The sequence below is a fragment of the Enterococcus sp. DIV1421a genome, from assembly GCF_051711025.1.
Classification (GTDB): Bacteria; Bacillota; Bacilli; order Lactobacillales; family Enterococcaceae; genus Enterococcus_B; species Enterococcus_B hirae.
Map to the genome: position 1 here is coordinate 206036 of NZ_JBIOLU010000001.1, position 13303 is coordinate 219338.

The 13303-nt window shown below is 37.1% G+C and carries 6 protein-coding genes; 4 read left to right on the plus strand and 2 right to left on the minus strand.

Annotated elements, in window-relative coordinates:
- Positions 1–418 precede the first annotated feature (418 nt).
- From IGK21_RS01010 to IGK21_RS01025, 4 genes are all read left to right on the plus strand, one after another.
- Positions 419–2242 (plus strand): amino acid permease, encoded by a 1824-nt coding sequence (locus IGK21_RS01010; protein WP_010720326.1) that lies wholly within the window; start codon positions 419–421, stop codon positions 2240–2242.
- Between the two features lie 159 nt (positions 2243–2401).
- On the plus strand, positions 2402–3112 hold the full coding sequence (locus IGK21_RS01015; protein ID WP_181914766.1) for a hypothetical protein: 711 nt from the start codon (positions 2402–2404) through the stop codon (positions 3110–3112).
- A 128-nt stretch (positions 3113–3240) separates the two neighbouring features.
- The gene (gene queA / locus IGK21_RS01020; RefSeq protein WP_010720324.1) at positions 3241–4272 is read left to right on the plus strand and encodes a tRNA preQ1(34) S-adenosylmethionine ribosyltransferase-isomerase QueA; all 1032 of its coding nucleotides are present in this window, start codon (positions 3241–3243) and stop codon (positions 4270–4272) included.
- Between the two features lie 747 nt (positions 4273–5019).
- Positions 5020–7656, plus strand: coding sequence for a cation-translocating P-type ATPase (locus IGK21_RS01025; RefSeq protein ID WP_034698735.1), 2637 nt, complete (start codon positions 5020–5022; stop codon positions 7654–7656).
- Positions 7657–7788: 132 nt separating this feature from the next.
- On the opposite strand, the gene IGK21_RS01030 is transcribed toward IGK21_RS01025, so the two are convergent.
- Together IGK21_RS01030 and IGK21_RS01035 are read right to left on the minus strand one after the other, a co-directional pair.
- Positions 7789–8802, minus strand: a complete 1014-nt coding sequence (locus IGK21_RS01030) for an acyltransferase family protein (protein WP_010736869.1) — start codon at positions 8800–8802, stop codon at positions 7789–7791.
- Between the two features lie 328 nt (positions 8803–9130).
- The gene (locus tag IGK21_RS01035) at positions 9131–12988 is read right to left on the minus strand and encodes a putative mucin/carbohydrate-binding domain-containing protein (protein ID WP_016249923.1); all 3858 of its coding nucleotides are present in this window, start codon (positions 12986–12988) and stop codon (positions 9131–9133) included.
- Positions 12989–13303: the final 315 nt, after the last annotated feature.

The window sequence follows — 13303 nt, forward strand, 5'->3', positions numbered from 1 at the left end:
AGTTTAATTGAAAAAATTGAAAATAGAAAAGTAAAGTTTGTTATGGCTGATTCCACAATGATTGATGATTGCTAGAAAAAATCACAGTCCGTTTACTTATTTTTTGGAAAGTGCTGGTTGTTCAAGTTCTACGAAAAGTAAAAGTTTTTATTGAATAGGAAAGAAAAATCTCGATGAGTGAGATGTTACATTTTTTGACAGAAAAGGAAAAAAGTCGCTGAAATGTAAGGCATTTGCTAATTTAACGTACGATTGAAAAAAATACTGTTTTTTTTCTAATTTTTTTCAATTAATTTTATGAAAGTTTATTGACTTTTATATTATGGGAGCGTACTATAACATCTTGTTTAAGATAAATTTTTTTTAATTTTGACAATAATAATTTTGAAGTAAATATGTGCGTAAAGGAGTAAAAAAATTGGACTACTTAAAAAGGTTGTTAGTAGGTAAGCCGTTGAAATCTGCTGAAAACGACGAGCATAAATTAACTCGTTTTGCCGCGTTAGCATTGCTGTCATCGGATGCCCTATCATCCATTGCTTACGGTACAGAGCAGATTGTGGTTGTTTTAGTTGCCTTGTCAACTGCAGCCATTTGGTATTCACTGCCAATTGCAGCATTTGTTATTATTCTATTGATTTCATTAACTCTCTCTTACCGTCAAATCATTCACGCGTATCCTCAAGGTGGAGGAGCTTACGTCGTCAGCAGTGAAAACCTTGGGAAAAATGCCGGGTTGATCGCTGGAGGTTCCTTGTTGATCGACTATATGTTGACGGTAGCTGTTTCCGTGTCAGCTGGTGCCGAAGCGATTACCTCGGCAATTCCCGCATTGTATGGTCACCAAGTAGCAATCTCAGTTGCAATCGTATTGCTCTTGATGATGCTGAATTTACGCGGGTTAAGGGAATCGGCTTCTTTCTTGCTATTCCCTGTTTACACGTTCATCATTGTGATTACGTTGCTAATTGCGGTCGGACTGTTTAATATCATTACTGGTGCCGTACCATTACATGCAACAGCCTTACCTGGAGCTGCAATCCCAGGAGTGTCGATCGCATTGATTTTGCGAGCATTCTCTTCTGGGTCTTCTTCTTTAACAGGGGTTGAAGCAATTAGTAATGCCGTACCATTTTTCAAGAAACCTCGAGCAAAAAATGCAGCAGCAACTTTAACAATGATGGCTTTGATCTTAGGCTTCTTCTTTGTCGGTATCACGTTCATCAACTATTGGTATGGGATCGTACCTGAAAAAGAAGTTACTGTATTGTCTCAAATTGGGAAAGCTGTCTTTGGCCATGGCGTATTGTATTATGTATTACAATTTGCTACCGCTTTGATCTTGGCGGTTGCTGCCAATACTGGATTCTCTGCATTCCCAGTATTAGCATACAATTTGGCAAAAGATAAGTTCATGCCACATATGTATCAAGATCGTGGCGATCGTTTAGGGTACTCAAATGGGATCATGACATTAGCTTTTGGTTCGATCATTCTCTTATTTATTTTCCATGGTTCAACGGAACGTTTGATTCCGTTATACTCGATCGGTGTATTTATTCCTTTTGCGCTATCGCAAACAGGAATGGTCGTTAAATGGAAAAAAGAAGGAAAGAACTGGTTAGGAAAATCTATTGCAAATATCACAGGTGCGTTTATCTCTTATGCGATCATTGCGATTTTGTTCGTTTACCGCTTAGGTGATATTTGGCCATTCTTTATCATCATGCCAATTGTGATGTATATTTTCTATCGCATTCATGATCACTACAAAAAGGTAGCAGAACAGCTGCGACTGGAAACGGACGCCAAGTTACATGACTATGATGGAAATACCGTGCTGGTTTTAGTAGGAAATGTCACACGTGTTAATATCGGTGCGATCAATTATGCTCGTTCGATCGGGGATTATGTGGTGGCCATGCACGTGTCATTGGATGAAGATATAGCAAAAGAAAAAGAAATTGAAGCAGACTTTAAGAAACATTTTCCTGATGTCCGTTTTTCAGTTGTTCATTCTTCTTATCGTTCCATTGAAAATCCAATTATCCGCTACGTTGATCTGGTAAGTAAAAATGCCGCAAAACAAAACTATACGACGACAGTATTGATTCCACAGTTTGTACCAAACCGTCGTTGGCAAAATATCTTACACAATCAAACAAGTTTACGATTAAGACTTCGTTTATCTTGGCGAGAAAATATCGTGATAAGTACGTATAGTTATCATTTGAAGAAATAAATGTTAAAGACCAAAAAATGCTTGAGTGAGAAACTCAGGCATTTTTTTATTTATTTATTTTCTAATTACAAAAAAAATAAATAAAAAAGTGTCACTTAATTGATGTATTTTTTTAGTAGAACATGTTTATCCAATTTATTTGAAGGAGCTGAAAAGACAATGGCACAATATTATAGAAATACTGAAAATGGAAAAGTCTTGACGGAAGATCAATATAAAGAAATCAAGGATCAAATGGGCAACTTTCAAAAAGTATCTGACGATCAACTCAATAAGTCAGAAATGTTGATGGCTAAAATTGCTTCAGGTGATCTAAATGATTATTCTTCTTTTTATGAAATGGAAGATCTAGCTCTAGATCCAAACATCGAAGTAGAGCCGGAAAATACACTAATAGTGATCAACATGGCGGAAGATGTTCACTGCTTAGAAGTGTTCAATAAACTTAAAAGAAATGATCTAAAACCAGATGTTGAGGTTCAACAAGTGATGTTAGCTCAACGCGCGTTTGACGAAAGAGGATTTACAGTGATGGATTTTGAGAATCTTTCAGGCGAAAAGAATGAGTGGCGTGATAGTATTTTAGGTATTATCATTGGCTTTATCGGTGGTCCATTAGGGGCGATCTTTGGCTGGGCAATTGGCGATGTCATTGGTTTTGGGCAAGCGCATCATGCAGAGAAAAAATCTAAAAATGTTTTTCATTATATTGCTAACTGTATCCCAGAAGGACAAGAAGGGGTCTTAGCGATTGTCAAAGAAATGGATGCAAAGAAATTGAATGACTTAATCACTGTGGAGTTTGGAGGCACAATTGAACGTTTTGAACTCAATCATATCAATGATGCAATCAAATCTATAAAAAAATAAAACGATCATTTGCAAGAAATCGGTTTGTTCGTTCGTTTCTCTTTCTTCTTTTTTCGAGTGCGGGTTTTGCCAAGGCAACAGTAAAAATGTTAGAATGACAAGGCAGAAGATAGAAAGTGAGTGACGATATGTTAACAACAGAAGATTTTGACTTTGATTTACCAGAAGAGTTGATCGCTCAAACACCCCTAAAAGACCGTGACCATTCTCGGTTACTAGTTTTAGATCGTACAACTGGGGAAATGTCGGATAAACATTTCCATGACATCCTAGAAGAATTGCATCCAGGAGATGCGCTAGTGATGAATAATACACGTGTGTTGCCAGCTCGTTTATATGGTGAAAAAATTGAAACAGGTGCACACCTTGAAGTATTACTTTTGACAAATACAGAAGGAGATACTTGGGAAACGTTGATCAAACCGGCAAAACGTGCGAAGGTAGGTACACGAATTACATTTGGTGATGGTCGTTTACAAGCAGTTGTCAAAGAAGAATTAGAACATGGCGGAAGAATCATTGAATTTGAATACGAAGGTATTTTTCTTGAAACGTTGGAATCATTGGGCGAAATGCCTTTACCTCCTTATATCAAAGAACGTTTAGAGGATCCAGATCGTTACCAAACTGTTTATGCAAAAGAAAACGGGTCAGCAGCAGCTCCTACAGCTGGATTACATTTTACCAAAGAATTGTTAGCAGAAATCGAAGCAAAAGGGGTAGAACTCGTCTATTTGACACTTCACGTAGGGTTAGGAACATTCCGACCGGTCAGTGTGGACAAGATTGAAGAACACCACATGCACAGTGAATTTTATCGTCTAACAGAAGAAGCAGCAAGTCGCTTAAATCAAGTCCGTCAAAATGGTGGCAAGATCATCGCCGTAGGAACGACTTCGATCCGTACACTTGAAACGATTGGAACTAAATTTGATGGTGAAATCAAAGCAGATAGTGGTTGGACAGATATTTTCATCACACCAGGTTATCAATTTAAAGTAGTAGAGGCCTTTTCAACAAACTTCCATTTACCAAAATCAACGTTAGTCATGTTAGTGAGTGCCTTTGCTGGACGAGAATTAACATTAGCAGCTTACCAACATGCTATTGATGAACGTTATCGCTTCTTTAGTTTCGGCGATGCAATGTTTGTCAAATAAAGATAAAAAAGCTGTTTCAATACGATTAAACAAAATGGCAGTAATTGCCCATTATAAATTATCAGTCAAAGAATCCTCAACTAGAAAAATGGGTTCTTTGACTGATTTTTTTCTATTCTTTGTTTTAGTTGGAATTAAAAAGTGTAGGAGACATGGATTCGTTTCTTGCAGAAGATAAATAAACTCAGGCGACAAAAAAAGCTGGGCTCTCGATAAGCCCAGCTCTTCGTATGCGGAAGGAATCAAATAAACAAAATAAGTGTAACTTTCCATGACCCATGCAAAGTACCGTGTTGAATTTCTTCTTGATAAACAAAAAATCTTGTTTTTGTTACATCTTCAACAGTTGAAACATCTCTTGATTCTATTCAGTTTTCAGATATTCATGTTCTTCTTTTTTACGTATCATGTTACTTCTGGTTTAGATACTGCATGATCTAACGCCTCATACGCATTCACTATTTGTAAAAGATTATACTTCACATGACCTCATTGGTGAAACCTGTACCTTTTAACAACTTTGTTTGCTTATACTAATCTATCGAGAAATTCTTTTGTTTATTTGATGGTATCCTCCTTCCTTACACTTATAATATAGCACACTTTGTTAGCGGTTGCAAAAAAAGAAGCTCACGAGATATGCTTATTTTAGAGAAGCAACAAGCGGTATAGTTGAATAAGGCAATTTAACAATGGTATAGTAAAATAAGTGCCTTTTTTGTGTGCTTAAAATAAAGGAGGAATAGGATGGATGATTTTAAGAAAACAGTGAAAGAAGTGGAGAGTGAAACAAAAACAACAATTGAACAGGGGTTAACGACCCAAGAAGCAGAAAAAAGAAGTCAAGAACAAGGGAAAAACAAATTTGAGGAAGCGCCTAAAGAGTCATTGGCAAAAAAGTTTTTACGAAGTTTATCTGATTTTACTACGATTATTTTACTTGTAGCAGCAGTCATTTCTTTTTATACTGCCTTTGCCACCGAACATGGGGATTTATTTGAAGGACTGTTGATTATTGCGATCGTAATCATTAATTCAGTATTAGCTATCGTACAAGAAGGAAATGCCGAAAAAGCGTTGGAATCTCTTCAGGATATGAACAAGCAAACTGCCACAGTCATCCGAGATGGCAAAGTTGAAAAAGTGGATGCTGAACACCTAGTTGTGGGAGATGTTCTGGTCTTGGAATCTGGCTCAGCCATTGCGGCGGATGCTCGATTAGTTGAAACCTCGCAATTAAGAGTAGAGGAATCGGCACTGACTGGTGAAAGTGAAGCGGTCGAAAAAGATGCAGATTATGTGAGTCAAGAAGATGATGCCTTAGGTGATCAAATCAATATGGTGTTTAAAGGGTGTACAGTCGCAGCTGGTCGTGGGAAAGCGATTGTGACCGCTATCGGGATGAAAACCGAGATGGGTAAGATCGCTGGACTATTAAATGACAACACTGCTCAAAAAACACCATTACAAATTCGATTGAATCAACTAGGTAAACGCATCAGTTTTATCGCATTAGCTGCTGCAGCGTTAGTGTTTATTATTGGGGAACTCCAAGGAGAACCCTTACTGGAAATGTTTATGACATCCATTTCTTTAGCCGTCGCTGCGGTACCAGAAACATTGACAGTTATCGTTACATTGACTTTAGCATATGGTGTCCAAAAAATGGCGAAGAAACATGCCATTATTCGTCAGCTCCCCGCAGTTGAGACTTTAGGAACAGCCAATGTGATTTGTTCAGATAAAACGGGAACGCTGACACAAAATAAAATGCGTGTCCGCCGAGTTTGGAGCAAAGAAGATGAAGTGACTGATGTAGAGGACTCAATGACCAACAGTGCGATGGAAATCTTGAAGATGGCTGCTCTTTGTACCGATGTGACGGTCGAAAAAGAAAATGATGAATTGATTGTCAAAGGAAACCCTACAGAAGCCGCGATCGTACGAGCGGTTGAAGAAAATTATCACACAAAAGAGGAATTAGAAGAAAAGTACCCGAGAGTGGCAGAACTACCCTTTGATTCAGACCGTAAGATGATGACAACGGTTCATCAAATGGGTGAAAAATATATTTCAATTACGAAAGGCGCTTTTGACGTCCTAGCTTCGCGTTTTACTTCAGGAGACATTGAACAGGCCACGATCGTCAATGACAGTTTTGGGAAAAAAGCTTTAAGGGTCATTGCGGTAGGTTATGCTACCTATGAAGAAGAACCGCAAGAAATCACGTCAGAAGCATTAGAAAAAGATTTACGTTTGATTGGTTTGATCGGCATGATTGATCCGCCTCGTCCTGAAAGTAAAGGAGCAATCAAACGAGCGAAAAAAGCAGGAATCAAAACAGTGATGATCACAGGAGATCATGTTGTTACGGCTAGTGCCATAGCCAAAGAATTAGGGATTTTATCGAATCCAGCCGAAGCACTGTCGGGCTCAGAACTACAAGCACTATCTGATGATGAATTAGACGAACGTGTCAAAGACCTTTCTGTCTATGCTCGTGTTACGCCGGAAGACAAGATCCGGATCGTTAAATCATGGCAACGAACTGGTGCCGTAGTTGCTATGACTGGAGATGGCGTCAACGATGCACCCGCCTTGAAGGCAAGTGACGTAGGGTGTGCAATGGGAATCACTGGAACTGACGTGGCACAGAGTGCATCAGATATGATCTTGACCGATGACAACTTTGCAACGATCGTCGATGCGGTTAGTCAAGGACGTTCCGTCTATCAAAACATTCGTAAAGCGATCAACTTTTTGTTGAGTTGTAATGTCTCAGAAATTTTTATTGTGTTGATTGCGATGCTAGTGGGCTGGGGAGCACCGTTTACAGCAGTTCAATTGTTGTTTGTCAACGTGGTTGCTGATGGGTTGCCTGGATTTGCTTTGGGGCGTGAACCAGCAGAAAAAGGGATCATGGACGAAGCACCGATTCCTAAGAATGAAGGGATTTTTGCTCGAGGATTACTACAAAAAATTGCGATCAATGCGACTATATTTACGATCGTGACTTTGTTTGGTTATTATTTGGGAAGCTATGTCGATACTATTAGCCCTTGGGTCGATGCAGGACAAGAAGTTGGACAGACAGTTGCCTTTTTAGTGTTAGCATACTCGTCAATCCTCCATGTATTCAATGTGCGTAGCAGTCAGTCAATTTTCAAAGTGAACTTAGCAACGAATAAATCGTTATTGGAAATGGCGGTACTTTCATTGGTCATCACTACGGTCATTGCACTTTTACCGTTTACCCAAGAACTCTTTGGCTTAGTGCATGTTAGCTTAAACCATTGGTTGTTAGTAGGCTTTTTATCAGTCGTACCTGTGGCTGTGAATGAGTTGATCAAATTTCATCAATTGCCTGAAGCAGAAGAAGAATAAATCAAAAGAGCTTGGGACAAAAACGAACAGCCCAAGCTCTTTCGCATGTAAAAAATGGCTAAAAGACGTTTAAACAGCTGACTTTCAGTAGGGAAAGTTGATGCGAGAGATTTCTCTTTCCTGCTTCTGCGGTTACTCGTCACATTCTACTTGGCGTGTTTTGTTCTTAATTTGTTTTACTTTCTTTTTGCCTTGATTGATCAAAAACAACGTAAGTAATGACATAGAAAGTAAATAGATAAAATTAAAGAACCAATTGTTTAACAGACTTCCTTCCTTTGGTAAATAAAACTCATAAATATAAATATAGAAAATATGAATAAAATAAAGTTCTTGTGAATGAAGAGAAAGATAATTACTGATAGGGGCGAAGAAATTCCCTTCATATTTAGCTAACATATACCATAAGAAACAGCCACAGAAACAGCCATATAAAATAAAAGGCAACTGTGGTGGGTATTTAAAGTAAGTTAATCCATGGAGTCCGTAGAGATAGAAACTAATGCTTAAGTAACATAAGATAACAATTGATAAGTGTAATAGTTTTTTTCGGTCTAATTGAAAAACAAGTAATCCTAGTAAAGCAATCGGACAATAGCCAAAAGCTAAAGGAACGAGTTGAGTATAAAGGATTTGCCATGAGCTTGGAACATAAGGAATCAAATAAACTAAAAAGATTTGGAGGATTAATAATAAAGTGAAAATACCAAGTATTTCCACAAAGTGCTGGTATTTTTTGCTCAATTTATACAGGAAGGGCATGAGTAAAGATACAAGAAAAAACGTTCGCATAATCCAAGCATAACCATAACCTGTATCCATGAAAAAAGCGTGCAAAATATAAAAAATATTAAATTGATAAGGAGTATCGGTAATCTGAGCAATGAAAAAAAGTGATGTAAATAATAACGCCAGAAATATATAAGTTGGAACCATTAAACGAGTGAATCTTTTTTTGACATAGGAAATATAGGAGAGATTCTTGCTGCTATAGTAATAAGAAATAGCTAAACAAAAGGCCATTAATGGCACATCAAAACAACGCAAATTGAACAGGATTCCTTGTAATCCTGTATGAGCAAGAATGATACACAAAATTGCTAATGCTCTCAAGTGATCAATTTTTTGATTGCGTGATCGTTTCATAAAATAATCATCCTTAATAAAGTGGCTGGGGCAATAGTGACTCTATAATTTGAGGTTGAGACAAAATTGTTCAGTATCAAGAAATAAGAAAGAATTTCCGAAAATTGATAAGAAATACAAACACTAGTTTTTGATGTTGATTGTTACCTGCTTGGTGCTCCTCAAATTTTCCGAAGATACTAGTTTTATCTCACCGTTTATTCGTATTTAGAAATACTAGAAGAGACTGAGACAAGTTTTGTCCCAGTCTCTTCATGATTGACAAAGAGCCGCAATCGTTGCTCCAGCTTCAGTTAAATAGTTAGTATAGAATTTTTAATAACATTTTTTACTTTCTTAGAACTAATTGTCCGTTACGTACATCGTAATGGTATGTTCCTCTTGTATTGTGTTTCAAGTTCTCATGATTGATGGCTAAACGAGTTGCATTTGCTTCTCGGTGTGTCACAGTAACTGTGTCGCCCTCCTTCAAATTGATCGTATCCGTTTTAGCATCATAATGACGATCTCCAATGTATTCTTTTTGATAGAGCGTTTCATTATTACGTGAAATAGTGATACTTGCATAGCGATCATTGAAGTAACTATGCGGAGTACCAGCTATTGTACGTACGGTTGCTACGCCATTTGCTACGTCAAAGGAAGCAAAATGGAAGTTTCCTAATCCTTTGAAAGTAAATTCTTGCAATTGATCAAAAGCATTATTTAATCGTGTCAATAAGTTATCTTTTTGGCTACTGTTTGGTAAAGCCGTTACTTTTTTCTTGGCTTGATCAATATCTTTTTGCATCAGATTTGTCTTGATTTTCGAATGATCATTGTCTTGGAATAAGTGGTCAACAGCTTCTGTGGCTTCTTTGAGATAGTTATTTAATGAAATAGTTACTGTACCATTGTCTTTCACAAAAAGATATGGTTTTTGGATATAACCAGTGTCTGTTCCCAATTCAAGAGAATATACACCATTTGGCATGTTGTTGATCGTAACTGGATCGCTACCTAAAGTAATTTCTTTATAAAGTTTATTTCCATCTAAAATACGCAATTTCATACCTTCGAACAAGTTGCCATCTTTAAACTTCAATGTAACGTTGCTTGTTAGATTCAATGGTTTTAATTCTTCATTTGTAACTAAAGATAAAACGGAACTTAGACGATTATTTTGTGTCAATTGTTGAATCGCTGCATCTAATCGATTATCAGGAACCACTTGTGCCAAATGAGCCACCTGTTGGTAGCCATTATCTGCGGCTGCTTTTTTCGCTTTTTCTGATACTGATAAGCCCCAAGCGTTTAAGACAGCAGAAAAGTCCACTTTCTTCGGTGCACCCATTTCAGTTGTGATCAAATCTGGTAATGGATAGTTATTGGCATTGAATCCTGACTGACTAGCAAATTTTCGGTAGTTTGTATAGAAATTTGTAAAGCCTTCATTTCCTGCTTTATCAACGATGTTTGAAAGAATGACTAATTTTTTACGTAAATCTTGACTATTGAATTTTGGATCAGCACTATTGATTGTATTCTTTAATGCATTTTCAATGGATTGTTTGTGTCCATAATCATAAAGCCAAGAATTTTTATCGGCAGCAGTTTTACCCATGTGTTTGTAATTATAAATTACACCATATAGATTATTCCAAACTTCACCGACATCCATTCCTTTGTTCATAAAGCTTCCTTGATAGCCGTGACCAGTTTCATGAAGCACTCCCCAACCATCGCCTAACCAAGCGTCGCCAGACGTACTAGTTTGTGCTGCCCAAAGGCCACCATAATAAAGAGCACCCGCACCTGAAGCATCTGCTTTATAGAAATATCTACGTTCTGAAGAACGGTTCAATGGATTTGGGTCATTGTCAGATAAACCTAATAATTCATTATAGGATCCGATAATATCATTATCATATTTATCAATTAGACGGTTGAGGTCCACTTTTAAAGCTTGATTGCGATTTTGTTCAGGTAAGAAAGTTTGAAATCTCTTTCCTTTGATCAATCCATAACCTTTTGTTTGATTCCAAGTATCTTTAAATGCTTCGATATCCCCATTTTTACTAAAGACTGGTAATAGGATTTTTTGTCCTTCTACAGTAAATTCTAATTGTGGTTTTTCCCCATTTTCTTGATTATATGGCGTATAAACAAATGGTACTGCTAAAGCTTTAGCAGTTAGTGTGACATTGTTTGTTGTGAAATCAATAGCAGATTCAGTACTTGAATTATTGGTTAATAAACGCAACGTCATTTTTGAAGTGAATTTTGGATTCGTTTGTCTAATGGTAATTTTTGCACCTTTTGTTAATTGGATACCTAAATCTTGACGATCATGATCTTTCCCCATTAAAATTCCTGCAGCAGCAGTATTTCCTGGATATGCTGTGGTGAACATCGTTTTTTTATAGGTTTTTAATGCAAGATAAGCTTGGTCATATTTTTTTTGTAAAGCTGTTCGTTCAGCTAATCCGTTAGGTAAAGCATTGATTTTTTCTAAAGCTGTGTTTAATTGTTCTTGTGTATTTTCAGCTTTAGGTGTTTCGCCATCGAATAAATCATTGACGGCTTTCGTCGCTTCTGCCAGTTGCGAAGTGAGGTTTTCTAATTTGCCATTTTTAACAAGATAGGTGTAATTGCCGGCAGTATTGCCCTTTAAAGAAGGATCTGTAGCAACAAAACGAGTATCATTCGCTTCACGATGTGTGATCGTTACGATATCCCCATTTTGTAAAGGAATATCTTTTTGTTCGGCTGTCAATTTTTGGTTGCCGACAAAGTTTTTTTGATAAACCACTTGTGTCCCACGTTTAATTTGTAAACTTGCGTAAGTATCTCCATAGAAGCCCCAATGTGGTTGGACAGCGAGGGTTTGTAAGTGGAGGTTACTTCTAGCAACACTTATTTGAGCAAAGGTTGTATTATCATAACCTTTTAAGGTAAATCCTTGTGTTTCAGCTTGAACACTGATGGCATTGTAGGCCTTTTCCAGCTTATTCCATAACTGATCGCGTTGAGTTAGATAATCTGGTAGTGCATTAAGTTTAGCTGCTGCTGCATCTGCTTGCTCTTGGGTAATGCCCAGTTTAGGTGTGTCGCCATTGAACAACTCGTTGACAGCTTTCGTTGCTTCTGCCAGTTGCAAAGTGATGTTTTCTAATTTGCCATTTTTAACAAAATAGGTGTAATTGCCGGCAGTATTGCCCTTTAAAGAAGGATCTGTAGCAACAAAACGAGTATCATTCGCTTCACGATGAGTGATCGTTACGATATCTCCATCCTGCAAAGGAATATCTTTTTGTTCAGCTGTCAATTTTTGATTGCCGACAAAGTCCTTTTGATAAACCACTTGTGTTCTACGTTTAACTTGTAAACTTGCGTAAATATCACTATAAAATCTTGAGTGTGGTTCAACGGCCATTGTTTGTAAGTGAAGAGTACTATTCACTACACTAATTTGAGCAAATGTTCGATCATAGTAACCTTTTAGGGTGAAACCTTGTGTCTCAGCATGGACACTGATAGCATTGTAAGCTTTTTCTAGCTTATTCCATAATTGACCAAGTTGGGGCAGATAATTTGGTAGTGCGTTAAGTTTAGCCGCTGCTGCATCTGCTTGTTCTTGGGTGATGCCCAGTTTAGGTGTGTCGCCATTGAATAAATCATTGACTGCTTTTGTCGCTTCTGCTAGTTGTAAAGTAATATTGCTTAATTTGCCATTTTTAACGACATAAGTGTAATCGCCAGAAGTATTACCTTTTAATGATGGGTCATTGACAGCAAAACGAGTATCATTCGCTTCACGATGAGTGATTGTTACGATATCTCCATCCTGCAAAGGAATATCTTTTTGTTCAGCTGTCAATTTTTGGTTGCCGACAAAGCTTTTTTTGTAGACGTCTTGTGTTCCACGCTTAATTTGTAAACTTGCGTAAGTATCTCCATAGAAGCCCCAATGTGGTTGAACAGCGAAGGTTTGCAAGTGAAGGTTACTGTTAGCAACACTGATTTGAGCAAAAGTTGTATTATCGTAGCCTTTTAATGTAAAACTTTGCGTTGAGGCTTTAGGAATAACTTGAGTATTAGTTGATGAGAGATTTTCTTGGGTAGCTAGTACTTGGGCACTTGGTAAAAGTAAATTTGAAAATAGCATGATACCAGTAGCTGAAGTAACAATTATTTTCTTTTTCATTGTATTTCATCCTTTCTCCTATCCAAATAAAGATTTCTGTTTAGGACCTAAGCATATTATTAGTGGCTCAGATATTTTTTTTTTATATTTCAAAAAAGATAGAAGAAATTTATTTTGCTAGAAATGAGTTAAGACATTGATGTAACAATATTTGATGTGGATAACTTTAGGAGAGCAATCATTTTTTATTGGAAAAAGGATAGACGTTTATTCGATTGGAGATTTTTATTTTTTAACATAAGTATTCTTGAAATTGAAAAAACGTGAAAAAAATTTTTTTGGAGGTCGCCTATAATTTGTCTATCAATAAAAATT